Annotated in this window: 24 protein-coding genes; 14 read left to right on the top strand and 10 right to left on the bottom strand. The window is 30.8% G+C overall.

All coding sequences use genetic code 11. The features are described 5' to 3' along the window. Window positions 1–45 precede the first annotated feature (45 nt). The 3 genes from FIA58_RS02120 to FIA58_RS02110 all read left to right on the top strand — a co-directional run bounded on the left by FIA58_RS02120 (window position 46) and on the right by FIA58_RS02110 (window position 3,601). Entirely contained in the window at window positions 46–744 is a 699-nt protein-coding gene (locus FIA58_RS02120; protein WP_140959544.1) for an SDR family NAD(P)-dependent oxidoreductase, read from the top strand. 96 nt (window positions 745–840) lie between these two features. Continuing rightward, window positions 841–2,127, top strand: coding sequence for a cryptochrome/photolyase family protein (locus tag FIA58_RS02115; protein ID WP_140959542.1), 1,287 nt, complete (start codon window positions 841–843; stop codon window positions 2,125–2,127). A gap of 13 nt (window positions 2,128–2,140) precedes the next feature. Further along, window positions 2,141–3,601, top strand: a complete 1,461-nt coding sequence (locus FIA58_RS02110; protein WP_140959540.1) for a cryptochrome/deoxyribodipyrimidine photo-lyase family protein — start codon at window positions 2,141–2,143, stop codon at window positions 3,599–3,601. A 24-nt stretch (window positions 3,602–3,625) separates the two neighbouring features. Here FIA58_RS02110 and FIA58_RS02105 read toward each other — a convergent pair whose 3' ends face one another. Beyond that, a complete protein-coding gene (locus tag FIA58_RS02105) occupies window positions 3,626–4,282 on the bottom strand; it encodes an HAD family hydrolase (protein ID WP_140959538.1) in 657 nt (218 codons plus the stop codon). 97 nt (window positions 4,283–4,379) lie between these two features. Here FIA58_RS02105 and FIA58_RS02100 point away from each other — a divergent pair, with 97 nt between their 5' ends. The 5 genes from FIA58_RS02100 to FIA58_RS02080 all read left to right on the top strand — a co-directional run bounded on the left by FIA58_RS02100 (window position 4,380) and on the right by FIA58_RS02080 (window position 7,249). Then, complete coding sequence (locus tag FIA58_RS02100; protein ID WP_140959536.1) at window positions 4,380–4,922, top strand: RNA polymerase sigma factor; 543 nt, start codon at window positions 4,380–4,382, stop codon at window positions 4,920–4,922. A gap of 30 nt (window positions 4,923–4,952) precedes the next feature. Beyond that, complete coding sequence (locus FIA58_RS02095; RefSeq protein WP_140959534.1) at window positions 4,953–5,357, top strand: hypothetical protein; 405 nt, start codon at window positions 4,953–4,955, stop codon at window positions 5,355–5,357. Between the two features lie 2 nt (window positions 5,358–5,359). Next, complete coding sequence (locus FIA58_RS02090; protein ID WP_140959531.1) at window positions 5,360–5,803, top strand: sensor of ECF-type sigma factor; 444 nt, start codon at window positions 5,360–5,362, stop codon at window positions 5,801–5,803. Window positions 5,804–5,941: 138 nt separating this feature from the next. Then, window positions 5,942–6,280, top strand: a complete 339-nt coding sequence (locus tag FIA58_RS02085; protein ID WP_140959529.1) for a hypothetical protein — start codon at window positions 5,942–5,944, stop codon at window positions 6,278–6,280. A 303-nt stretch (window positions 6,281–6,583) separates the two neighbouring features. After that, entirely contained in the window at window positions 6,584–7,249 is a 666-nt protein-coding gene (locus FIA58_RS02080; RefSeq protein WP_140959527.1) for a hypothetical protein, read from the top strand. A gap of 4 nt (window positions 7,250–7,253) precedes the next feature. Here the strand turns inward: FIA58_RS02080 and FIA58_RS02075 are convergent, their stop codons facing one another. Beyond that, complete coding sequence (locus tag FIA58_RS02075) at window positions 7,254–8,330, bottom strand: WD40/YVTN/BNR-like repeat-containing protein (RefSeq protein ID WP_140959525.1); 1,077 nt, start codon at window positions 8,328–8,330, stop codon at window positions 7,254–7,256. Between the two features lie 276 nt (window positions 8,331–8,606). Between FIA58_RS02075 and hemN the strand changes: the two genes are divergently transcribed. From hemN to FIA58_RS02055, 4 genes are all read left to right on the top strand, one after another. Then, entirely contained in the window at window positions 8,607–9,965 is a 1,359-nt protein-coding gene (hemN, locus tag FIA58_RS02070) for an oxygen-independent coproporphyrinogen III oxidase (RefSeq protein WP_140959523.1), read from the top strand. Window positions 9,966–10,478: 513 nt separating this feature from the next. Continuing rightward, window positions 10,479–11,048, top strand: coding sequence for a hypothetical protein (locus tag FIA58_RS02065; protein ID WP_140959521.1), 570 nt, complete (start codon window positions 10,479–10,481; stop codon window positions 11,046–11,048). Between the two features lie 17 nt (window positions 11,049–11,065). After that, a complete protein-coding gene (locus FIA58_RS02060; RefSeq protein ID WP_140959519.1) occupies window positions 11,066–11,632 on the top strand; it encodes a hypothetical protein in 567 nt (188 codons plus the stop codon). A 128-nt stretch (window positions 11,633–11,760) separates the two neighbouring features. Further along, a complete protein-coding gene (locus FIA58_RS02055; RefSeq protein ID WP_140959517.1) occupies window positions 11,761–12,423 on the top strand; it encodes a hypothetical protein in 663 nt (220 codons plus the stop codon). A 666-nt stretch (window positions 12,424–13,089) separates the two neighbouring features. Here the strand turns inward: FIA58_RS02055 and FIA58_RS02050 are convergent. The 8 genes from FIA58_RS02050 to FIA58_RS02015 form a co-directional block, all read right to left on the bottom strand. Continuing rightward, window positions 13,090–13,791, bottom strand: coding sequence for a sulfite exporter TauE/SafE family protein (locus tag FIA58_RS02050; RefSeq protein WP_140959515.1), 702 nt, complete (start codon window positions 13,789–13,791; stop codon window positions 13,090–13,092). Window positions 13,792–14,020: 229 nt separating this feature from the next. Continuing rightward, window positions 14,021–14,467, bottom strand: coding sequence for a FixH family protein (locus FIA58_RS02045; RefSeq protein WP_140959513.1), 447 nt, complete (start codon window positions 14,465–14,467; stop codon window positions 14,021–14,023). A gap of 87 nt (window positions 14,468–14,554) precedes the next feature. Beyond that, window positions 14,555–15,973 carry a cytochrome c oxidase accessory protein CcoG gene (ccoG, locus tag FIA58_RS02040; RefSeq protein WP_140959511.1) on the bottom strand — a complete coding sequence of 473 codons (1,419 nt, stop codon included), beginning with the start codon at window positions 15,971–15,973 and terminating at the stop codon, window positions 14,555–14,557. Between the two features lie 125 nt (window positions 15,974–16,098). Continuing rightward, window positions 16,099–17,073, bottom strand: coding sequence for a cbb3-type cytochrome c oxidase N-terminal domain-containing protein (locus tag FIA58_RS02035; RefSeq protein WP_140959509.1), 975 nt, complete (start codon window positions 17,071–17,073; stop codon window positions 16,099–16,101). A gap of 11 nt (window positions 17,074–17,084) precedes the next feature. Beyond that, window positions 17,085–17,258, bottom strand: coding sequence for a CcoQ/FixQ family Cbb3-type cytochrome c oxidase assembly chaperone (locus FIA58_RS02030; RefSeq protein WP_140959507.1), 174 nt, complete (start codon window positions 17,256–17,258; stop codon window positions 17,085–17,087). Window positions 17,259–17,263: 5 nt separating this feature from the next. After that, entirely contained in the window at window positions 17,264–19,462 is a 2,199-nt protein-coding gene (gene ccoN / locus FIA58_RS02025; RefSeq protein WP_140959505.1) for a cytochrome-c oxidase, cbb3-type subunit I, read from the bottom strand. Window positions 19,463–19,464: 2 nt separating this feature from the next. Then, entirely contained in the window at window positions 19,465–19,656 is a 192-nt protein-coding gene (gene ccoS, locus FIA58_RS02020) for a cbb3-type cytochrome oxidase assembly protein CcoS (protein ID WP_140959503.1), read from the bottom strand. A gap of 114 nt (window positions 19,657–19,770) precedes the next feature. Further along, entirely contained in the window at window positions 19,771–22,143 is a 2,373-nt protein-coding gene (locus FIA58_RS02015) for a heavy metal translocating P-type ATPase (RefSeq protein WP_140959501.1), read from the bottom strand. Window positions 22,144–22,247: 104 nt separating this feature from the next. Here FIA58_RS02015 and FIA58_RS02010 point away from each other — a divergent pair, with 104 nt between their 5' ends. Beyond that, complete coding sequence (locus FIA58_RS02010; protein ID WP_140959499.1) at window positions 22,248–22,925, top strand: Crp/Fnr family transcriptional regulator; 678 nt, start codon at window positions 22,248–22,250, stop codon at window positions 22,923–22,925. A 56-nt stretch (window positions 22,926–22,981) separates the two neighbouring features. Further along, window positions 22,982–24,244, top strand: a complete 1,263-nt coding sequence (locus tag FIA58_RS02005; protein WP_140959497.1) for a hypothetical protein — start codon at window positions 22,982–22,984, stop codon at window positions 24,242–24,244. Window positions 24,245–24,270: the final 26 nt, after the last annotated feature.

Genomic DNA, 24,270 nt, shown 5'->3' with positions numbered 1-24,270 from the left:
ATTATTACAGCAAAACTCAAACAACTTTAAAAGTACCTCATCATAATGAAAAAAAATATACTATTAATAGGTGGCTCATACGGAATTGGTCACGCTTTAACTGAATTATTAAAAACACAAAATAATATTTATGTAGCTTCTAGAACTGTTGAAAATTTAGATGCATCTATTCACCATATTACTTTTGATGCTAATTCACAAGTTTTAAACACACAAGTATTACCTAATCAAATAGATGGCTTTGCATTTTTACCAGGAAGTATCAACTTAAGACCTTTTAAAGGTTTAAAAATAGAAACCTTTGAAGAAGATTTACAAGTTAATTTTATCAATATGGTAAAGGTTTTACAAACTATTTTACCTAATTTAGTGGCTTCAGAACAAGCAAGTGTAGTACTTTTTAGTACAGTTGCAGTTACTACTGGAATGCCATTTCATACAAGTATTGCAGCCGCAAAAGGAGCTATTGAAGGGTTTGCTAAAGCATTAGCAGCAGAATATGCACCAAAAATAAGAGTCAATGTAATTGCTCCTTCTTTAACAGACACACCATTAGCTGATAAATTTTTAAATAATGAGGTGAAAAAAGAAAAAGCAGCAGAAAGACATCCTTTAAAAAAATTTGGCACACCAAATGACATTGCAGAAATGTCTGCTTTCTTACTCTCTGATAAAAGCAATTGGGTAACAGGGCAAGTTTTCCATGTTGATGGAGGAGTGTCAACACTATCAGTTAATGGATAATTTAGAAAATGCTTAAAACTTTAATAATTTAAAGTTGTTTAATTTTATGAGAGTAGTAAACTTAAACTTTTAAACAATCTTAAATAAAAAGATATAATGAATATATTTTGGTTTAGAAGAGATTTACGTTTACAGGATAATGCTGGATTATTCCATGCTTTAAATAGTCTTGAAAAAGTATTACCTATTTTTATTTTTGATCCTTCTATCTTAAACGAATTGGAAAAAGACGATGCAAGAGTCAGCTTTATTCATGAACAATTAGTAAACATTAATACAGAGATAGAAAGAAAAGGGAAATCGTTAGCAATTTTTATTGGTAAACCCAAAACGATTTTCGAAAAACTAATTAAAGAAAATGAAATAAGTTCAGTCTTTACCAACCATGATTACGAACCTTACGCAAGAAAAAGAGATAAAGAAGTTTACCAAATTTTTAAAGAAAATGATATAACATTCAAAACCTCAAAAGACCAAGTTATATTTGAAAAAAGTGAAGTAGTTAAAGATGATGGATCTCCTTACGTGGTTTACACTCCTTTTTCTAGAAAATGGAAAGAAACTTTAGAAAAAACAGCAATACCTTATTATAAATCAGAAGAGAAATTAGAGAATCTAGTAAAGCATTCCTACCCTTTTCTAAGTCTAAAAGACATTGGTTTTAAACCAACTAAAATTAGTTTTCCTAAATATACCATTTCTGAAAAGTTAATGGAAAATTATGAAGCTACTCGAAATTTTCCAGCAGTAGATGGAACTTCGATGTTAGGGGTTTATTTGCGTTTTGGAGTCGTTTCAATTAGAGAAATGGTTAAAAAAGCCTTGACAGTAAAAAATGAAACTTTTTTAAAAGAATTGATTTGGAGAGAGTTTTTCATGCAAATATTATGGCATTTTCCACATACAATAAAAGATAGTTTTAGACCAAAATATGATGCTATCGTCTGGAAAAATGATGAAGCGAAATTTAAAAAATGGTGTGAAGGTAAAACAGGATATCCTTTTGTTGATGCAGGTATGCGCGAATTAAATGCAACTGGACATATGCACAATCGGGTTCGAATGATTGTTGCGAGTTTTTTATGCAAACATTTACTAATTGATTGGCGTTGGGGAGAAACCTATTTCGCTCAAAAATTATTAGACTACGAACAGTCAAGTAACATTGGTAATTGGCAATGGGCTGCTGGTTCTGGTGTAGATGCAGCTCCTTATTTTAGGATTTTCAACCCAACCGAACAAATCAAAAAGTTTGATAAAGATTTAAAATACATTAAAAAATGGATTCCAGAAGTGGAAACTTCAAAATATCCAGAACCTATTGTGGATCATAAAGAAGCAAGGGAAAGATGTTTAAAAGTATATAAAGAAGCCGTAGGCTAAAACAAGATAAATTATGAATATTGTATGGTTTAAAAGGGATTTACGTTTAACAGATAATGAAGCAATACACAATGCTATCTCATCAGGACGAAAGACCCTTTTACTATATATTTTGGAACCATCGCTTCAAAATGACTATCACTATAGTCAAAGACATATTGATTTCATCAAACAATCCTTAGAAACCCTGCAAAAAGCATTACTTCCTTATCATACCCAAATTCTTATTGTAGAAGAAGAAGCCTTGAGTGTTTTTGAAAAATTGAACGATTTAGTAAAAATTCACGGTATATTTTCCCATCAAGAAACAGGTTTAAAGATCACTTATGATAGAGATTTACAATTGACTCAATATTTCAAAAGCCAAAATATAAAATGGACAGAATCTATAAACAATGGTGTCATAAGAGGTATTCAAAATAGAAAAGCATGGAAAGAAGATTGGTATGATTATATGAATACTAATGTCTTTCCTTTTGAACCAACACCAAGGAGCTTTTTAAAATACAAGGATATCGAAGTTTTAGAAAATCACTTTAAACTAGCTTCATTAGAAACTAAAACAGATACTTTATTTCAAAAAGGTGGCTTTGAAATAGGAAAACGATATATGAATTCATTTTACAAAGAAAGAGTTTTAAATTATTCCAAACATATTTCAAAACCCGAAAAAGCCAGAAAAAGTTGTAGTCGGTTATCACCTTATATAGCTTGGGGAAATCTATCCATAAGAGAAGTTTTTCAAGAAGCTACTCGTTATTTGGTAAACAGAGATAGAAAGAAAATCTTATTAAATTTCATGTCACGTTTACGTTGGCAATCTCATTTTATCCAAAAGTTTGAAATGGAATGTGAAATGGAGTTTGTGGCTATCAATAAAGGATATCGTAATCTCAATCAAATTATTAAAAAAAGCTATCATGTGGCATGGACTACAGGGAAAACAGGCATTCCAATTATTGATGCTTGTATGCGTTGTTTAAATGAAACAGGGTATTTAAACTTCAGAATGCGAGCTTTAGTAGTTTCCTTCTATACGCACAACTTATGGCAACCTTGGCAAAAATGCTCATCATACTTAGCACAAAACTTTCTTGATTTTGAACCTGGAATTCATTATCCTCAAATTCAAATGCAAGCAGGCGTTACTGGAGTTAATACTTTGAGAGTCTATAACCCAGTAAAGAATTCCATTGACCATGATGCCGATGCTGTTTTTATAAAAAAATGGGTTCCAGAACTAGGTGTTTTACCTATTCCATTTATTCATGAACCATGGAAATTAACACCTATTGAACAAGATTTATATAATTTTAGATTAGGAGAAAACTATCCTAGACCAATTGTTGATTTAGATACAACTAGAAAGTTCTCAAGTGATATTTTATGGAGGCTCCGAAAAAATGAAGAAGTAAAAAAAGAAGGCAAACGTATTTTAGCCACTCACGTCTTACCTGATAGAGATGTTTCTTAATTTCCCTTCCTTACTAGAAAAAAATTAAACTAACCCTCTCACCTTCTCTGCATTAATTTCATTAAAATCATTGATAATTAAATCCGCTATCGATAAATCTTGGTTTTTAGAATTTTCACTGTTGTAACCAATGCAATATATTCCAGCTCCTTTTGCAGCAATGATGCCGTTTGTACTGTCTTCAATAATGATGCAATTCTCTTTTGGATGAATCGATAAACTTGCAGCATGTTCAAAAATAGCAGGATGTGGTTTTGATTTTGGGAAATCCTCACCAGAAACAATATGAGAGAAATATTGGTGTAAATTAAATCGGGTAAAAACTCTATTAATAGTACTTTTTGAAGCTGAAGAAGCTACAATTAATTGAATCCCATTGGCAAACAAATCTTTAATCAAATCCTCAACTCCATCAATTAAATATAAATCAGGTTTAGAATCAAACGCTTCATTGAAAAGATGTCTTTTCCTTAAAATCAACTCTTCAACTTCATGTTCCAATTGAAATAATTCCTTTACTTTTTGAAATACGTTACGAGTAGAATTACCTGTAAAAGTAGCATATACATCATCTGAAACAGAAACATTTAATTCTACAAAATGTTGTTGGTAAGCATAATGATGCACTGGTTCTGTATCTACAATAACTCCATCCATATCAAAAATAACCGTTTTAATCATAGTTCTTTTTTTACAAAAATAGTATTTAAAATTTTCTTTGGCTACCAATTAAACCTTTTTAATTACCTTTAGTCTAACCTGTAAATACAATTTAAAATTGCAAGACGAAAAAGTATTTATTGAACAATTATTAAACCCGAAAACCCAGCAAATGGCTTTTCGAGAGTTGTTGCAATTATACCAAAAACCGTTATACAATCATATCCGAAATATTGTTTTAAATCACGATGATACCGATGATGTTTTGCAAAATACATTTCTGAAAATATTTCAAAACTTATCTAAGTTTAAAGGAGAAAGCAAGTTATTTTCTTGGATTTATCGCATTGCTACCAACGAAGCTTTGACTTTTTTACAGCAAAAAGCTAGGAAAACAGGAATAAGTAATGAAGAAGTCCAGCAAAAAGCTATCAATAAATTAGAAAGTGATGTTTTTTTTGATGGAGACGAAATCCAATTAAAATTACAAAAGGCCATTGCCGTTTTGCCTGAAAAACAACAATTAGTCTTTAAAATGAAATATTTTGAAGAATTAAAATATGAAGAAATCTCTAATATAGTAAACACATCAGTAGGTGCTTTGAAAGCCAGTTATCATTTGGCAGTCAAGAAAATAGAAGAATATTTAAAAACAAATTAAACCATTTATACAAAATACAGTCTTATAGATATGAAAGATTTTAACTTAGATACTCAACCCAAAATAAAGCCTGGATTTCAAATTCCAGATAATTATTTTGAGCAATTTGAAGCCAAAATGATGGAACAATTGCCTAAAAAAGAGGTAAAAGTTGTTTCTTTGTTTCATAAAAAACAAATTTGGATCTCAAGTATTGCTGCTGTTCTATTAGTAATGATAGCGATTCCTATTTATTTTAACATGGCTAAAACTAATACCATTGAGACCACAACATTAGAAACCTATTTAGTAAGTGAATATTCCACTTATGACATTATAGATAAAGTAAGCATTGAAGATATAAAAGCCTTAGAAAACGATTTATCCTTAAATGACGATGCTGTAGAAGCTTATTTATTAGATACACAAAATATTGACTACTATTTAAATCAATAATTATGAGAAAAAAAATAACCCTATTACTACTTTTGATAGTTAGTTTTTCATTTGCTCAAGGCGGAATGAAAGAAAAGAAAGAAAAAATTAAAGCCCTAAAAGTTGCTTACATAACAGAACAATTAAATTTAACAAGTGAGGAAGCTCAAAAATTTTGGCCTGTTTACAATGCGTTTGACGACAAACAATTTGAAATAAAGCATAATAAAATGAAAGCAGTTATAAAGCGTTTTGAAGAAGGAGGTATTGACCAACTTACTGAAAAAGAAGCTTTAGAATTGATTACCAAAATGGAAACCTATGAAGACGAAATGCACCATCTAAAAAAGAAATTTTTAAAAGATTTACTAACCGTTTTACCTCCAAAAAAAGTAATCAAACTAAAAAAAGCTGAAGACGAATTTAATAGAAAACTTTTAAGAGAGTTTAGAGGTAGAAAAAATTAAAAGAAAAGCACTGTAAGGTGCTTTTTTTGGTATAACTATTGATGGCTTTTATTCATATTCATGATTAAAGAAATCAACCTATTGCTCCTATTATTTGTTTTCCAATTGAACTTTTCTCAAGAAGATTGTAAATCAAAAATGTACACCCTAAAATGTAACATTGTTGAAAAAACAACACGTCACAATATTGGTGGTACATTTATTGAAATAATTTCTGATAATGAAACCATTGGCTTTGCTTCTGGTAACTTTGAAGGTTTTGCAGAGACACTTATTTGCTCTGAAAAAATAAAAAATGATACTATTACTTTAAAGGTATTTGGTATGAGAAGTGTGCCAAAAACACTCACACATAAAATTACATCAGATACTTCTATAATCGTAGAAGTTGATTATGGTGAAAGTCCATTTAATAATGTGAATGAAAGAGGTAAGTTTTTACGAATACATTATAAATTTTTATGTGGTACACGTTGATAATAAACACTCAATATTTTTTTTAATCTCTTTAGGGATGAAATAATGATTTAAAATCAACAAATAAATTCATTTCTTTACTTTTTAATATGATGTTGATTAGAATCACATCCCTAACAGGATTAACTTAATTCACTAGAGAAAAATTACTGGTCTACTACTCATTCTTTCCTACATTATACACCACAAATTCGTTATGAAAACCTATATATTAAAATTACTTAAATTAAGATTTAATATCACATTTATTAGTAGTAATTCTAGATTAAAAATTGTATCTTATAAGATATAAAAAAACAAGCCATGAAAAAAATTACTTTATTATTACTTATCCTGTTACCAATACTAGTTTTCTCACAATCTTTAGAAACCAAAGAAGTTAAAATAAAGATGAGTAAAGGAACGCAAACGGGTATCGAAATATTCATTCCATCCGTTTCAGAAGACGATGTTGAAGATGCAATTAAAGAAATTACTAAAAAGTACAAGGGTGACGAAGAACGCGTTAGAAGAAGCAATGAAACCTATATTGAAAATGCAATTATTAAAGAAATTAATAGCAAACCTATTACTATGCACCAACTTATTGAAGAAGTAGGTAAAGGAATTAGATATACAGCTTTCTTCAATTTAGGAGGTTCATTTTTAGAGTCAAATGCAAATCCTAAACAATTTGCTGCTGCAGAAGAAATCGTAACTAAAATTGCTATTTATGCTTCTAAAATTAGAATTAATGATGTTTTAGAGGAAGAAAAAGACCAATTGGAAGACCTTCTAGACGACCAAAAAGGTTTGGAAGATGATAAAGATGATGCCTATAAAGTCATCGAAAAAGCAAAAGACGAAATTGCTGATAAAGAAAAAGAGATACTAGAATTAAAGCAAAAGTTAGACACTAATAGAGTAAAAGTTGTAAAACAACAAAAGAAACTCGATGAAATTAAAAAGAGAAAAAAGCTGTTAAAATAAAAAACTACTGAAAACTAAGTTTTACAATTTTATTCTTCCCAGCTGCATAGGCAACTGAATCATTTTGAAAACGAAGCGTATATAAATCTTTATCGTCAAGCATTTTTTTCCAAGTTTTTCCACTATCACTTGAATAATGCAAACCTGTTCCTCCTAGGCAAACTAATGCTTTTCCTTTGGTGTTTGGAACAAATTGCACACAAGAAGCATATCCAAAACCCGTATTTTGTCCTACCAATTGCCAAGTTTTGCCACCGTCGTTTGTAATGGCTTTGTTGTTGCTATTGTCTTCTTGTTTTTCATAATCACCACCAGCAATAAAACCTATGTTTTCATCGTAGAAATCGGCTGTAAAAATACCAGTCATGGTTTTACCTTGTACTATGGGAGTTTCATATACATTCCAAGTGTTGCCTTTGTCTTCACTCACAAAACAGCGTGCTTTTTTTCCTCCTGAAACAATAATTATTTTGTTGTTTCGTAGCATTACATTGGTATTGCTAGCTGCAAAAGCGGCTTCTCCCTCTCCTGCTTTAGGTAATTTTTCACAAGGTATTTTTTGCCACGTATTTCCACCATCAGTCGTAGTAATTATATTCAAACAATCCGATATTGGGTCACCCATGGCTACTCCAAAACTATCGTCTAAAAATTGCATGCTATCGTAAAATACTTTTTCGTTTTTTTCTTCATAAACCAATTGCACGACCTTTTTATCATTAGAAATACGATACAACAACGCAGGATTAGCCACGCTCAATACAAAAACGGCATCTTTAGTTTTAGCAATACTCCTAAATTCAGGATGCAAAGTATCTTTGGCTATTCTACCTCTAAACATTTTTTGAGTCATCAAATCAATAGCTCCATATTTTCCATTACTTCCTGCAAACCACAATTGGTTACTATCTAATACAATTGCTCTTATACTAATAGCGTCACTATGAATTTCTCGTAGTTGTACATTAGTAAATGATTTAGTTGGCAATTTGGCTTGTATTGGTTTTATATCTTGGTTCACCTTTTGTTCTTTACAAGAAAATAATGAAATTAGGAAGGTAAAAAGTACTATTTTTCTCATTGTATAACTAATTGAAGGGCAAATTTACAACTTATTTTAAAACTACCAGTTGCATCCTTTTCTGGTTTAAGAGAGTAATACAAATTCGACTTTAAATAGTAGTTTAGCTTCCCAACTCCACAAAAAGAGATAAATAACATTTAACAATCTAAAATCCAAATAACTAACCCATCAAAAAAACACTTTCAGCTTTTCACTTTCGACTATCAACCTTTACATGATAATTATCATTTTTAACCCTAACTACTATCCCTATTTTTGAATAAATTTTCAAACATGAGTTTAATTCAAAAATATAATGTTCCAGGACCAAGATATACGAGTTATCCCACTGTTCCTTATTGGGAAGAAGATTTATTTTCGGTAAACAAATGGAAAGCAGCCCTTGTACAATCTTTTGAAGCTTCTAATACAACAGAAGGTATTAGCTTATACATTCACTTGCCTTTTTGCGAAAGTTTATGCACGTTTTGTGGTTGTAACAAACGTATTACCAAACGACATGATGTGGAAAATCCGTACATAAAAGCGGTTTTGAAAGAATGGGATTTATATTGCGAATTATTACCTCAACGACCAAGAATCAAAGAAATCCATTTAGGAGGTGGTACACCCACTTTCTTTTCACCAGCACATTTAACAACTCTTATAAACGGACTTTTCATCAATGCAGATAAAGCACAGGAGTACGAATTCAGTTTTGAAGGACATCCAAATAATACTACTTACGAACATTTACAAACGCTATATGATTTAGGCTTTCGAAGAGTGAGTTATGGTGTGCAAGATTACTCAGAAAAAGTACAAAATGCTATTCACAGAAAGCAATCGTTTCATAATGTGGCAAAAGTTACGTTTTGGGCAAGGGAAATTGGCTATACTTCTATAGGTCACGATTTAATTTTTGGATTGCCATTTCAAACTTTAGAGGATGTTTTAGATACTATTGCCAAAACCAATTCCTTACAACCTGATCGATTAGCATTTTACAGTTATGCACACGTACCTTGGATAAAAGGAAACGGTCAAAGAGGCTTTAAAGATGAGGATTTACCCAAAGATACTGTCAAAAGAGAATTATACGAACAAGGGAAATTGGAACTCTTAAAACGTAATTATGTAGAAATTGGAATGGATCATTTTGCCTTAAAGAACGATAGCATGACTCAAGCTTTTGAAAACGGAACGCTTCATCGCAATTTCATGGGATATACGGCATCCAAAACAGAAGTTATGATTGGCTTAGGAGTCTCTTCTATTAGCGATTCTTGGAATGCTTTTGCACAGAATGAGAAAACAATCGAAGCCTATTATGACAAATTAGATCTTGACGAATTACCCATTTTCAGAGGACATATTCTAAATGAAGAAGATTTAATCATCAGAAAACACATTTTGAATCTAATGTGCCAATTTCAAACCTCGTGGAAAGACAAAACCACTTATTTCCCAGAAATAGAAACCATTCTACCTAATTTGGCCGAAATGGAAAAAGACGGTTTACTACTCATAAAAGACCAAACCCTATTCGTAACCGAAAAAGGAAAGCCCTTCGTAAGAAACATTTGCATGGCATTCGACTTACGATTGATACGGAAAGCACCACAAACACAGTTGTTTTCAATGACGATTTAGATGTTTAGGAGCAGAAACCAAGGTCTTCAGTTGAAAATCCCACCTGCTATCCACTATATCTTTGCTTTTTAAAAGAAAAAGCAAAGGATGCCGTTCCTATCAGGGCTAAATATGACGTTTTTTATTTCTTGACAGCCATTCCATCAAAATAATACTCCTATTTTTAGGTCTTGAAGTGGTCGTTTTAGGTCTTTAACCTAAACTTTTACGTTGGGTAACCTAAAATTTTATGTCTAGGACTTAAAATTTTAAGTTCCGGACATAAAATTTTACGTTGGTAGACGTAAAATTTTACCCTTATGGACGTAAAATTTTGAGTCTCCGAGGTAAAAAGACCAGTCCCAGACTTAAAACTTTAGGTCTAGGACTTAAAATTTTAGGTTTTTATACTTTTTTAACTAGAAATGAAATTTTTTGGAACACGCATATAACATTATTTTTAAACTAAAGAGTAAAAAGGTATATTTACTTTATAATTAGTTATAATCTAAATTACTTTTGCTAATAGTCCCTATGAAAAAACTTTTTTTATTACTACCTTTTCTAATTATCTCTTGTAATTCTGAAATGAGTTTAGAAAAAAAATATGAGGTAACCTATGAACAACATATTGCAGAAAACAATACTTACAACAAAAGTTTACTTGATAATATTATACTTAAACTAGATGAGACAAAAAGTTTAAAAGAATTCCATAAAATTAAAACCTGTGATAGTTTATCTAAAGACTATTTTGAATATTTAGATACCATTGAAGGTGAAATTAGAAAACAAGGAAACGAAGTATTTTTTGATGGTGATCTCTATTCGAAAAAAGGAAAAGCTTATGAAAAGAAAACTGAAAAATATATTTCTGAAATAGGTAAGCTTGCAAATTCTGAGAATTTTATTAAAAGACTAAATTTGGTTTTCAGTATGAAAGACATTAAATCAAATGATAATATCTCAATTCATTATCTTGATTATTATTTTAAAGGGTATCCAAAAATTCAATCTGTAGCTTATATCAATAGTAAAAAAAGGAACGTATTAGAATTTGAAAATGAGCTTATTAATGAAATGATTATTTCTAATATTGAATAACATTACTATTAACTCTCGTGAATAAAGAAATTTTAGAAACTAAAATAGCCGATGCAACCTCTCGTTTAATTAATACGGCAAGTGATCTTTGTTGGAACACTATATCTAGAAATTGCTTTTATCTCTTATCCGAAATTGATGAAACTATTGGTAAGAACTTGTTTGAAGGAAATAAAATTAGAAAAAAAATTAATGAAGGTAAAACTCCTAAATCATTGCAAGAAATTACTCAAGACTTAGCTTTGTTATATGATAATCTCTATGATATAAATTTCTACATCTACAAAGCCTCAAAAGACAAAACCATCATTGAGATTAAATACTTTCTAAAAACTTCTCATACTAAAGATTTTTACGAAACCATTAAGGACAATAACCCCATGTGGCATGGTAAAGTAGCTATTCCCCCATATTTAAGTTCTATTGGAAAGCCAGCCAAAGAAGAAAAGAAATTCGATGTAAATTGGCAATTAGGAGGAATACGATATGAATGGAATCTGTTTTTATATCGCTTTAAATATTATGTGCATAAAACTAGATACAATTATAAAAAATCAAGATTCGAAAAAAGGTTTAAGAAGTAAAACATTAAATTTATGGTATTTTTTGTAACACCTATTTAAGAAATTGGAGAAATTTTTAAAATCTTAAGACAAAAAGGTATATTCGCTAAATCTTTGAATGAAATTTAAAAAACGTAATAAAAAATAACTTGAAAATTTATATATCAATATTCATCCTATTTATTATTTCATCTTGTGTTGAAAAAACGAATGAAAAAAACAGAAAACAATTTGACCGATTAAGTGATGAAGGTCTGTACAAAAGACAATTTCTAAATTTAAATTTTTCAGATTCTATAACTGAAAACTACGAAATATACATTACAAAAGAAAAAGACACCTTATACAATCAATATAAATATTTAAAAGGGAATATAATTGACACTTTAGAAAGTATTTATTATGATTTAAAGATTACTAAAACTAATAGAAAAAATAGCTACAAAGGAGTTATTACTTTACATTCTTTATATGAAAATCTAAAATTAGATAAAAATAACCGTAGGGAACTTCAATTTGGTTATTGTGTTCAAAATAAAGATAGTGTTAATTTAGTTTATTTGAGTTCTAAATCCAAAAACACAATAGAATTTGAATATGAAAATTACTACAATAATAAACTACAAGGCATCTTATATCAACAAGTCGAAAGAGATACAATTATCGATAATGAAAAAATGATAAATATGTCTAGAATATACCTCTTAGTGGATAATGACACCTTAACAGATAATTTATTTTTAACTTCTTATGAAGTTCCCAAAACTAAAAAATTCACATTTGAAAAGTCGAAATTTAAGCTAAATAAATAATAGCAACTTTAAACAATTTATCCTCTAATCATAATCTGCTTCTATTTTTACAAAAAAAATGGTTGTAATTGTTGAAACACAATGAATATGCCTAATACTCTAAGGATAAATAACATTACTATTACTACTGATGGATTTCTTACAGTTAAATTCCTTTAGGGATAAAATATAGGTAAGAGATAACCTAACACGTTTCAATAAATCCCTTTAGGGATGATATACAAATACCATCCCTAAAGGGATTAGGTTCTCAAACTACTAAATTAGCAACCAGTATTATATCGCTACGCGATTAAAAATAGATGTATAGTTTTGGATTTTTCTTGACTAATGATAATCCGCTTGTGTTTTTTAAGCTGTAATCTGGTCAAAAGTAGTACATAAGCAAAATACTTCCCGAGTGAGACCCTTACAGGGTGACAAGATTGCGGTTAAATCTTAGAGTTAACAAATTGTTCTTTAAAGTTTTTAATTCTATGGCAACAATCATTTTTGCATAATATATCCACAATCTTGTCATGCTGTAAGCATCCCATTAGCATTTCAAAAAACTTTACGGAACTTCATGTGAGACCCTTACAGGTTGACAAGATTACGAGTAGTTAAAGGGTTTTGAAAACAACCTTTAAACTTTTAAACCTTTAAACAACATTAAACAATTCCTCCTTAATGACAGTTCGCTTCCGTTTGTACAAAAAGACTGGTGGTACTTGGAGAAACATAAGGAATATTTAAGCCTAGCCCTCTAATGATAAATAACATTCCTATTACTACTGTGAGTATGGGAATCATTTTTTGAAGGGTATTTCTTATTGGGTTTTTAAGTAAGTTAGAGATAATGACTACCAAACTCATCATGGGAACGGTTCCTAATCCGAACAGTAGCATGTATAAGATGCTGTATTGTATGGTTAGCATAGCCAATGCTCCGAATAATGCAACATACACCATTCCACAAGGTAAATAGCCATTTAGTAAACCAATAGTAAAAAAGGACTTGTAACTTCTGTTTTTAAACTGATTGCCTAGATTTGATTTTACTTTTGAAATGATACGGTAAACAGGTTTTGAGAAATTGTATCGGGCTAAAGTTTTTTCTGGAACTAATGCAATAACTATCATAACGATTCCAACAACTATTGAAAGCTGTTGTTGCATACCTGCCAAGAAAAAACCTTTACCCAATACCCCAAAAAGGAATCCTAATGAACTATAGGCAAGCAATCTGCCCAAGTGATACACTACTAATTGTGTTATTTTTTTAGCCTCGTTATTTCGATCCACAGGCAACATCATAGCAATAGGACCACACATACCAATGCAGTGAAAACTACTAATTAATCCGAATATAATGGCTGTGTAAAGCATGCTATTTTGTTGTAGGTTGTAGGTTCTATGTTGTAAGTTATAGGTTTTCTTTTGTTTGTATATAAAAGTAAAAACGTGATTTTTAGCCCCGATAGTAGTGTAAATCCTTTTCTTTTTCTAATAAAAAAGAAAAGATTGTAACGGATAGCGGGTGAGATTTTCAACCGAAGAACCATTTTTGTGCTCCTTAAAAACTAATCACTATTCACTTCTCATCTCTAACTTTTCACTAATAATAAACCGACTGCTTGTTTCGATACGAAACGCCATTATATTGCCATTCTACAGTAATGTCCCAAAGACCGCCTACCAAATTACTTTTAGGTATGAGCAAATGTGAAGAAGACAATGAAATTTGCATTTCACTATCTAATTTCTGGTTAGACGGTCTGTATAAGGACACTTTTCCTGTTATTTCTTTGTATTTAAAATCTTCTGGAAATGTCACTTGAATGCCTTCTGCAACTTTTTCTATAGTTAGTTGGTGCTCCAATGCATTGGCATTAATGGCTCTTTCAATATTTCCTTGTACTTTTAATTCTTGTTGGTAATAATCTTCTGTGACCAACTCGTTATCGTATTTCGAATTGGATTGCACTTTAAAAACAAAGTACAGTATGAAAGTCATAAACAAGCCAAAAGCAATTACGATTCCTGTTCCCCAATTTATTTTCATTTTGTATAGTTTTAAGTTTTAGGTTATAAGTTCTAAGTTGTAACGATTTTAAACAACCTTAAACTTTGAAACCTTTAAATAAATATTTTAATTAAACGATCTTGGTCCTAAGAAAGTCGTCGTCGTGGTTTCAATCAACTTACCATCATTATAAATACCTATTTTTATTTTCATTTTATCTTTTTTAACCAAAGAAGTTGGAATTTCAATAAATAGAGTTCCTTGAAACAAGGCTTCTTTTTTAACGGTTATATGTGTGTTTCCTACTAATCGAATAGTACCTTCTGGTTTTTCAAGTTTAATAGTCACATTATCAAAATTTTTCACCGTTTTATTGACTATTTTATAAGTAAAGACATTACTAATCACATTCCCTTTTTGTTCATACAATTGTCCTGGTAATCGAAAGACATTGGCTTCTACATCATTACGCAAAAAAAGTAAACCAATTAAAATTCCGATAAGAATAGTCAAGACAGCAATATACCCTTTCATTCTAGTGGTTAGCTTGAACTTCTCTTTCTTTACAATTTCATCTTCACTAGCATAACGAATTAGTCCTTTTGGTAAACCTACTTTATCCATTATAGTATCACATTCATCAATACAAGCAGTACAATTGATACATTCTAACTGAGTACCGTTGCGAATGTCTATTCCTGTGGGACAAACTACTACACATTGTTTGCAATCAATACAATCTCCTTTTCCTGTATCATCTCTATTTTCTCTTTTATCCCATTTGGCTCTTCCTGATTCTTTTTCTCCTCTTACATGATCGTAAGCCACATTGATGGATTTGTTATCCAATAAAACGCCTTGCATTCTTCCATAAGGACAAGCGATAATACACACTTGTTCTCTAAACCAAGCGAATATGAAATAGAATACTCCTGTGAAAATTAATAAAGCAATTAATGTACTGATGTTTTCCGCTGGTCCTTCTTCTATGTATTCTAATAATTTATCACTACCAATTAGATACGCTAGAAATACATTAGCAATCAGAAAAGAAATAATAAAAAAGATAATCCATTTGGTTACTCTTTTTCTTATTTTTTCAGCATTCCATTCTTGTTTAGCTAATCGTATTTGTGCTCCTCTATCACCATCAATCCAATATTCAATGCGTCTGAAAACCATTTCCATAAAAATAGTTTGTGGACAAAACCAACCACAAAAAATACGACCAAAGGCAACCGTAAAAAGTGTCAATCCTACTACTCCAACTATCATTGATAATACAAAAATGTAGAAATCTTGTGGCCAAAATGGAAATCCAAATATGGAAAACTTACGTTCTAGTACGTTAAATAATAAAAACTGATTTCCGTTAATTTTTATAAAAGGTGCCGATAATAAAAATGCTAAAAGAAAGTAACTTAGTAGTTTTCGCTTATCATAATACTTACCAACAGGTTTTTTAGGATGAATAAAGTTTCTTTTTCCTTGTTCATCTATGGTTCCTATTGTATCTCTAAAGCTTTCATCAGGTTGATTTGACATAATTCTTGCATTAATTGGGATTAAAAAAGAGTTTGTTTAAAGATTTTATGTCATTCTGAACTTATTTCAAAATCTTCAAAATAGTTTAGATTCAGAATGACAACTTTCTAACAACGTCTAATTTACTACTTAACTTTAGTTGAGTCAGTAACAATTGTTACCTCATCAGCACTAACTTTAGTTGAATCACTAACTTTGGTTACCTCATCAGTTAAAGAAGCTTCTTCCACCCAAAGTTCTCCTTCTGGAGCTTTAGCTCCTAGTGGATTTGAACCTTGAAGAGATAAAATATAACTGGCTACTTTTTGAATATCAGTGGGTTTAATTACTTCTTTCCAAGGAGCCATTACTGTGTTTTTTGAACTACCTTCAGAAATAACAGTAAATAAATTTTTAACTCCTCCTCCATTGATCCAGTATTTATCTGTTAAATTGGGTCCAATGTTTCCTTCTAAATTCTCTTTATGGCAAGAAGCACAATTATTTTCAGTAAAAACTCGTTTCCCATCAGCAATGCTAGCTGCATCAGTCATTAACACAACATTATCCACATTTACTAAATCAGGAGCATTTTTTAAATATTCCTCATGTTCTAATTTTGCTTCATTCATAGCCATTTCATATTCTTCTTTTTGGGTATAATCGCCCACAATATGAAAACGAACTAAATATACTATTGCAAAAACTACACAACCATAGAATAAATACACCCACCAAGGTGGCAACACATTATCCAACTCTCTAATACCGTCATAATTATGATCTAGCATCACATCAGCTTCTTGTTCGATAGCTTTTGAACGGGTTAGTTTTTTCATGATATTCTTGTAAAAAGCACTCTCTGTAAAAGGTAAGGCTTGTGCTTCTTCTAATTGTTTTTTCTGTTCTTCGTTTAATAATTGATACGTTACTTTATCAACTGCACTGATTACAATTTCTATGGCTATCAAAAGAAATAGAAAAACAAACAAGAAAACAGACACCATTGGAAATTCTATAAAGGCAGGCTTTTCTCCTGAGTCGATAAAATATTCCATTCCCATAAATACAATGGCAAATAGTAATGGAACTCTAATGTATGAAGGGATTATACTTTTCATATCTATAAATTTTATAATTCGTCTTTAATAGGTAACTCACTTAACTCTTTAATTTTATCTTTTTTATAGGTAAACACCCAAATAAAAAGCACTAGAAAAAAAGTAAAAAAGATGCTTAATGATAGTATTGGATAAATCTCAACACCAGCTATTGTTTCTAAATTGTGTTTGATGAACTTTAGCATATTCCTTATTTATTAGTATTATCTTGTTTAGTAATATCAGTACCTAACCGTTGTAAATAAGCAATTAAGGCTACAATTTCTCTCTCTTTTACAGGAACAAAATCGGCTCCATTAGCCACTTTCTGTTCATCAAAAGACTTCTTGATATCATCATTCTTCATCAAGTTCGCTTCAATTTTAGAGGCTTGTTTCTCAATAGAATCCATAGCTTTTTCTACTTCAAGATCAGAGTAAGGAACGCCTAATTGTTGCATTACTTTCATTTTTTCTTGTGTATTGGATGTATCTAATTTACCTCTGATAATCCATTTATAACCTGGCATAATCGAACCTGAAGAAGTACTTTGTGGATCCCAAAGGTGATTAAAATGCCAGTCATCGGAACGTCCACCGTTATTCGGTTTACCTGAAACACCTTCTCGAGCTAAATCAGGTCCAGTACGTTTAGAACCCCATAAAAATGGATGATCGTAAACAAATTCACCAGCTTTTGAATATTCACCATAACGCACTACCTCAGAACGAAAAGGACGAACCATTTGAGAGTGGCAGTTATTACAGCCTTCTCTTATATAAATATCTCTTCCTTCTAATTCTAAAGGTGTGTAAGGTTTTACACTAGAAATCGTTGGAATATTAGATTTAACCATAATGGTTGGTACAATTTGAAGAATACCTCCTATTAAAATCGCAATCGTTGCTAAAATGGTCAATTGAATAGGTCTTCTTTCTAACCAAGGGTGGAATTTCTCTCCTTTTAATCTTCCAGAAGTTATTTTTGTTAATGCTGGAGCTTCTGCTAGTTCATCTTCCACTTTTTGTCCAGCCATTACTGTTCTAATAATATTATATACTAAAACTAAAAGTCCAATTACGAATAAAGTTCCTCCAATTGCACGCATTAAATACATTGGCATAATTTCGGTAACTGTTTCTAGGAAGTTTCCATATTGTAAAGTTCCGTCTGGTTTGAATTGTTTCCACATTGAAGCTTGAGTAAACCCAGCCACATACATTGGCAAAGCATATAATATAATACCTAACGTTCCAATCCAAAAATGGAAATTAGCTAAAGCAGTAGAATATAGTTTTGTTTTAGTCATTCTTGGAATTAACCAATAAATCATTCCAAAAGTCATGAAACCATTCCAAGCTAATGCTCCTACGTGAACGTGAGCTACAATCCAATCGGTAAAATGGGCAATCGCATTTACATTTTTCAAGGATAACATTGGTCCTTCAAAAGTAGCCATACCATAACCTGTAATACCTACTACGAAGAATTTTAAAACCGGTTCTGTTCTTACTTTATCCCAAACTCCTCTTAAGGTTAACAAGCCATTAATCATTCCTCCCCAAGATGGAGCAATTAACATAATAGAGAAAACCACTCCAAGATTTTGCGCCCAATCTGGTAAAGCTGTATATAATAAATGATGCGGTCCAGCCCAAATATAAATGAAGATCAAAGACCAAAAGTGTATAATTGATAATCTATACGAGTAAACTGGACGATTGGCAGCTTTTGGCACAAAATAATACATCAATCCTAAGAAAGGTGTGGTTAAGAAAAAGGCCACCGCGTTATGTCCGTACCACCATTGTACCAAAGCATCTTGTACACCTGCATAAACCGAATAACTTTTTAAAGCAGAAACAGGAAGTTCTAAACTATTAAAAATATGAAGTACAGCAACCGTAACAAATGTGGCAATATAGAACCAAATTGCTACATATAAATGACGCTCTCTTCTTCTTAAAATGGTCATAATCATATTAATACCAAATACTACCCAAATTATTGCAATAGCAATATCAATAGGCCATTCCAATTCAGCATATTCTTTTGATGTGGTATAACCCAATGGTAATGTAATGGCAGCAGCTACTATAATTAATTGCCATCCCCAGAAATTAATATTACTTAATACATCGCTATACATTCTAGTTTTTAATAAACGTTGTAACGAATAATAGACACCTGCAAAAATAGCGTTACCTACAAAGGCGAAAATAACAGCATTTGTATGTAAAGGTCTTAATCGTCCAAAACTCAACCATGGAATACCATCGGTCATGTTTGGAAAAATAAACATAAAGGCTACTGTTAAGCCTACAAGCATTCCTACGACACCGAAAAGTATACTTGCATAAAGAAACTTCTTTACAATTTTGTTATCGTAATAAAATTGTTGCATCTCCATAATTAGATTGGTTTTTGTTTTTCTACTTCTATTATTTTACTCGGACTTTTTTTTAATTCATCGTCAAAAAGCATTCTGACTGATGGTGTATAGTCGTCATCGTACTGTCCACTTTTTACTGCTTTGATAAAAGCTAGTAAGAAAACGACTGCAACTACTATACTTACTGTAATTAATATATAAATGACACTCATACCTTAAATTTGTGTTAACAAAGTTACTTCGACTGATGTTCAAAAAATATGACATTTATCATGCTTTAAAATTTTGTTAAATTTCTTTTGCAATGACCAATGGTAATGAATAAATTATTTTTTAGCATAATAATTACTCATTATCGTTACAAAACTCACTACTGTAATAGAACTTAAAGGCATGATTATGGCTGCTACTAATGGAGATAAATTGCCAGAAATAGCAAATGATAAGCCTACTAAATTATATAATAAGGAAAGTCCGAAGCTCATGTAAATCGTTCGCATGGCATTTTTAGAGTACTTCAAATAGTATCCTAATTTTGAAAATTGAGAGGCATCCATAATACCATCACAAGCTGGTGAAAACACATTTACATTTTCTGAAAGGGATATTCCCACATTACTTTGTGCCAATGCTCCAGCATCATTTAACCCATCACCTATCATCATCACATTCTTGCCTTTTTCTTGTAAGTGTTTGATAAATTCAAGTTTTTGTTCAGGCTTTTGGTTGAATACTAGTTCAGTGGTTTTAGGTAATAACGTTTGAAGTGTTTCTTTTTCTCCTTCGTTATCTCCTGAAAGAATTTTTAATTCATACTTATTACTCAATTGGTCAAATAACTCAATAACACCCTTTCTATATTGATTATCGAATACGAAATATCCTTTGAAAGTATTGTTTATTTTTATGTAAACTTTGGTTTGTTGGGACATTTCTTCATCAATAATTCCTAATAAAAAAGCGGAACCAATCTTCACTGTTGTATCATTTGCTTTAGCTATAATTCCTTTTCCAGTAATTTCTTCAAATTCTTGTATTTCAACTTTAGGTACATTAGGCAAAAAATCATAAATCTTTCTACTCAAAGGATGGTTTGAGCCTCGCATTGCATTTTTAATTAGTGAAAGTTCGTCTAATGAAAGTTCGTTTCCAACAAATTCTACAGCCGATTTTTTATTAGAAGTAATGGTTCCTGTTTTATCAAAAACCAACGTATCTACTTTGGCTAATTGTTCAATAACCATTGCGTTTTTAAGATACATTTTCTGTTTTCCCATAATACGTAAGACATTTCCTAAAGTAAAAGGTGCAGTTAAAGCCAACGCACAAGGACAAGCCACAATTAAAACCGCAGTTAAGACATTAAAAGCCGTTGGAACATCTATAAATAACCAAATAATGAATACAATTGCTGCTAGTAGTAATAAAATAGGTGTAAAATAACGACTTATTTTATCCGTTATGGTCTTATGTTTTTGATCGATTTTCTTCTGAAAAATGTCATTACTCCATAATTGAGTTAAGTAACTTTGGGAAACCGAAAACAAAACTTCCATTTCAATGACACTTCCTATTATTTTCCCTCCTGCAAAAAGTTTATCTCCTGATTTTTTTTCTATTGGAATAGCTTCACCAGTAACAAAACTGTAATCAATTGAAGTTGTATCAGAAATTAAAATACCATCAACAGGAATTAATTCTTGATTACGAATTAACAACCGGTCAGCTTTTTCAATATCATACACTTGAATAGGAATTTCAGTTCCATCCGAATTCAATTTGGTAATAGCTATTGGAAAATAAGATTTATAATCTCTTTCGAATGAGAGAAAATTATACGTTTTTTGTTGGAATAACTTTCCTAATAACATAAAGAAAACCAAACCTGTTAAACTATCAAAATAGCCTTGCCCATAATCCAATACAATATCAATCGTACTTCTTACAAACATGACGATAATTCCTAAAGCAATAGGAATATCAATATTCAACATTCTTGATTTAATACTTTTATAAGCCGAAATATAATAATCACTTGCTGCATACAAAAAAGAAGGAAGTGATAAAGCAAAAATTAACCAACGAAAGAATCCTCTATATTGATTAATCCAAAATTCTTCAACTTCAAAATATTCTGGAAAAGAGAGTAACATTATATTTCCAAAACAAAAAAAGGCTACACCTAGCTTATAGATTAAACTTCTATCTACATTTTTCTTTCCTGTTTCGAAATTTTCCAGACTTATGTATGGTTCGTAACCAATGGAACTCAACAAATAAACTAGCTCTTTCAAAGATGTTTTTGAAGAATCAAAAGTTATTCTAACCTTTTTCTCTGGAAAGTTAACCTGTGAAGTACTTACTCCTTTCTGTAGCTTTTGTAAATTTTCCAAAATCCAAATGCACGAACTACAATGTATATGAGGAATGAAAAGTGAAACAATATTTGTTGTTTCTTCTTGAAATTCCAACAGTTTTGTGTTAATTTTTTCATCGTCTAAAAAGTCATATTTACCTTTAATTTCCTGTGGAGTAGCACCTGGTGCTTTTTCAAAATCATAATAACAGCTTAAATCATTTTGACTAAAAATCTCATAAACAGTTTTGCAACCATTACAACAGAAACTTTTATTATCATAAATAATTTCGTCTTTTTTTATAATTTCAATTCCACAATGGAAACAATTTTTTGCATCCATAATTTGCTCATTTTACCTGTAACAAAGGTTGCAAATGCTTCCAATTTAAAATATGATATTTGTCATACTTTGATTATCTTTGAAAATCTTTAAAAGAATCATACATGAGTAAATGCGAACAATGTATTGTAAGACAATTTAGCTCTATAAAAGCTTTAAATAAAGAACAATTAGTTCAAATGGCTAATTGTAAAACTTCATATACAATTAAAAAAGGGGAATCTATTTTTGAAGAAGGTGAAACCTTGAATGGTGTTTACTGTATTAAAGATGGTGTTTGCAAGCTATCCAAATTAAGTCAGAACGGAAAAGACCAAATTATTAAATTAGGCAAACCAGGAGAATTATTAGGACAACGTTCTATGATAAGTGATGAATCGGCAAATCTATCTGCAACTGCATTAGAAGATATGGAAGTTTGTTTTGTTCCTAAAAATGAAATACTCCAATTTTTCAATCAAAATAATGATTTTTCTATGAATGTAATGAGAACCATTTGTGGAGATTTAAAAGAAGCAGATGAGCATATGGTTGATATGGCACAAAAAACCGTCAAACAACGTTTAGCTGAAGTTCTAATTTATTTAGAAGAGAGTTTTGGAAAAAATGAGGATGGAAGTATTCGCATTCAATTATCAAGAGAAGAATTAGCTGGAATGATTGGAACTGCTACCGAAAGTTGTATCCGATTATTATCAGAGATGAACAAAACAAAAGTCATTGAAATACAAGGAAAAAAGATATTTTTAAAAGACAAAAAAGCATTACAAAAAATCAGTTAGTCCATTTTTGGCATAGTAATTGGATAGTCTTAATTGTAACATTAAACAATGAAGATATGAAAACGAATTTACTTACAGCGATATTTAGTTTTTTCTTAGTCATTAACACTTTTGCACAAGATAAAACAACAGTTACTGCTAACAGTACTGATATTAGTGATAACTTAGATTTAAGAGCAGTAGCTACCATTTTTGGAGACGCTTCTGATTTAGAAGATTTTGAAAGACGCTTAAATGATCCCAAATCTCAAATCTCAAATTTGGATCTAAATAATGACAACTATGTTGACTATTTAAGAGTAATAGAATCTGTTGAAGGAAATGCACACATTATAGTTGTTCAAGCGGTTTTGGATAAAGACTTATATCAAGATGTAGCGTCTATTGAAGTGGAAAAGGACAGAAACAACAATGTTCAAGTACAGGTGGTTGGTGATGTTTACATGTATGGTGATAATTATATTTATGAGCCTATATACGTACATCGTCCAATAATTTACACTTCATTTTGGGTAAGTAGCTATCGCCCTTATTGCTCAAGTTGGTATTGGAATTACTACCCTTCTTACTACACCTATTGGAATCCATTCCCGATTTTTAGATATAGAAATCATATAGCAGTTCACATTAATTTTGGTCATACTTACCATTATGTAAACACCAGAAGATGTAGTTATGCTTACAACGCATATTATGGTAGAAGAGCTAATGGTTACGAAAGAAGATATCCTAATAGATCGTTCAGTCATAGAAATTCAGGTTATTCAAATCGTCGAGAAATGGATCAAAATAGAAACATTAGAACAAGAGTACCTGGTTCTAGAGAATTAGCTTATACTAATACAAGAAATAGTTCTACAAGAGGAAATAGAAATAATGCTCAAGGTTCAACTAGAAATTATTCTTCTTCAAGAAATAATAATTCTACTACAACACCTAGAAGCTACTCTTCTACTAGAAGCAACACTACAACTGGTAATGCTCCAAGAACCTATTCTTCTACTAGAGGTACAAAATCTGTAACAAATACTCCAAGAAATAATTCTTCTACTAGAAGTAATACAATGTCTACAAGAAATACTTCTTCCACTAGAAACAATAACTCTAATATAGGTTCTTCAAGAAATAATACTTCAACAAGAGGAAATAAAACTATAGGTTCGTCAAGAAGTAATTCATCTAATAGAGGAAGTGCTACTAAAAGTTCCTCAAGAAATAACTCATCTACAAGAGGTTCAGGTAGTTCATCTAGACAAAGTGGAAATTCTGGAGGAAGTAGAAGCTCATCATCATCTCGCGGTAGTTCTAGAAGAGGATAAAAAAAATTTAATAACCCATATCTTAA

The sequence above is a fragment of the Flavobacterium jejuense genome (assembly GCF_006491595.2).
Taxonomy (GTDB): domain Bacteria; phylum Bacteroidota; class Bacteroidia; order Flavobacteriales; family Flavobacteriaceae; genus Flavobacterium; species Flavobacterium jejuense.
The sequence above is the reverse complement of the archived record's forward strand: the minus strand, read 5'-3'. Positions and strand labels throughout refer to the sequence as shown.

Coding starts and splice junctions, on each gene's coding strand:
- FIA58_RS02120 (WP_140959544.1), top strand. CDS start 46: ATGAAAAAAAATATACTATTAATAGGTGGCTCATACGGAATTGGTCAC.
- FIA58_RS02115 (WP_140959542.1), top strand. CDS start 841: ATGAATATATTTTGGTTTAGAAGAGATTTACGTTTACAGGATAATGCT.
- FIA58_RS02110 (WP_140959540.1), top strand. CDS start 2,141: ATGAATATTGTATGGTTTAAAAGGGATTTACGTTTAACAGATAATGAA.
- FIA58_RS02105 (WP_140959538.1), bottom strand. CDS start 4,282: ATGATTAAAACGGTTATTTTTGATATGGATGGAGTTATTGTAGATACA.
- FIA58_RS02095 (WP_140959534.1), top strand. CDS start 4,953: ATGAAAGATTTTAACTTAGATACTCAACCCAAAATAAAGCCTGGATTT.
- FIA58_RS02090 (WP_140959531.1), top strand. CDS start 5,360: ATGAGAAAAAAAATAACCCTATTACTACTTTTGATAGTTAGTTTTTCA.
- FIA58_RS02085 (WP_140959529.1), top strand. CDS start 5,942: ATGTACACCCTAAAATGTAACATTGTTGAAAAAACAACACGTCACAAT.
- FIA58_RS02080 (WP_140959527.1), top strand. CDS start 6,584: ATGAAAAAAATTACTTTATTATTACTTATCCTGTTACCAATACTAGTT.
- FIA58_RS02075 (WP_140959525.1), bottom strand. CDS start 8,330: ATGAGAAAAATAGTACTTTTTACCTTCCTAATTTCATTATTTTCTTGT.
- hemN (WP_140959523.1), top strand. CDS start 8,607: ATGAGTTTAATTCAAAAATATAATGTTCCAGGACCAAGATATACGAGT.
- FIA58_RS02065 (WP_140959521.1), top strand. CDS start 10,479: ATGAAAAAACTTTTTTTATTACTACCTTTTCTAATTATCTCTTGTAAT.
- FIA58_RS02050 (WP_140959515.1), bottom strand. CDS start 13,791: ATGCTTTACACAGCCATTATATTCGGATTAATTAGTAGTTTTCACTGC.
- FIA58_RS02045 (WP_140959513.1), bottom strand. CDS start 14,467: ATGAAAATAAATTGGGGAACAGGAATCGTAATTGCTTTTGGCTTGTTT.
- ccoG (WP_140959511.1), bottom strand. CDS start 15,973: ATGTCAAATCAACCTGATGAAAGCTTTAGAGATACAATAGGAACCATA.
- FIA58_RS02035 (WP_140959509.1), bottom strand. CDS start 17,073: ATGAAAAGTATAATCCCTTCATACATTAGAGTTCCATTACTATTTGCC.
- FIA58_RS02030 (WP_140959507.1), bottom strand. CDS start 17,258: ATGCTAAAGTTCATCAAACACAATTTAGAAACAATAGCTGGTGTTGAG.
- ccoN (WP_140959505.1), bottom strand. CDS start 19,462: ATGGAGATGCAACAATTTTATTACGATAACAAAATTGTAAAGAAGTTT.
- ccoS (WP_140959503.1), bottom strand. CDS start 19,656: ATGAGTGTCATTTATATATTAATTACAGTAAGTATAGTAGTTGCAGTC.
- FIA58_RS02015 (WP_140959501.1), bottom strand. CDS start 22,143: ATGGATGCAAAAAATTGTTTCCATTGTGGAATTGAAATTATAAAAAAA.
- FIA58_RS02010 (WP_140959499.1), top strand. CDS start 22,248: ATGAGTAAATGCGAACAATGTATTGTAAGACAATTTAGCTCTATAAAA.
- FIA58_RS02005 (WP_140959497.1), top strand. CDS start 22,982: ATGAAAACGAATTTACTTACAGCGATATTTAGTTTTTTCTTAGTCATT.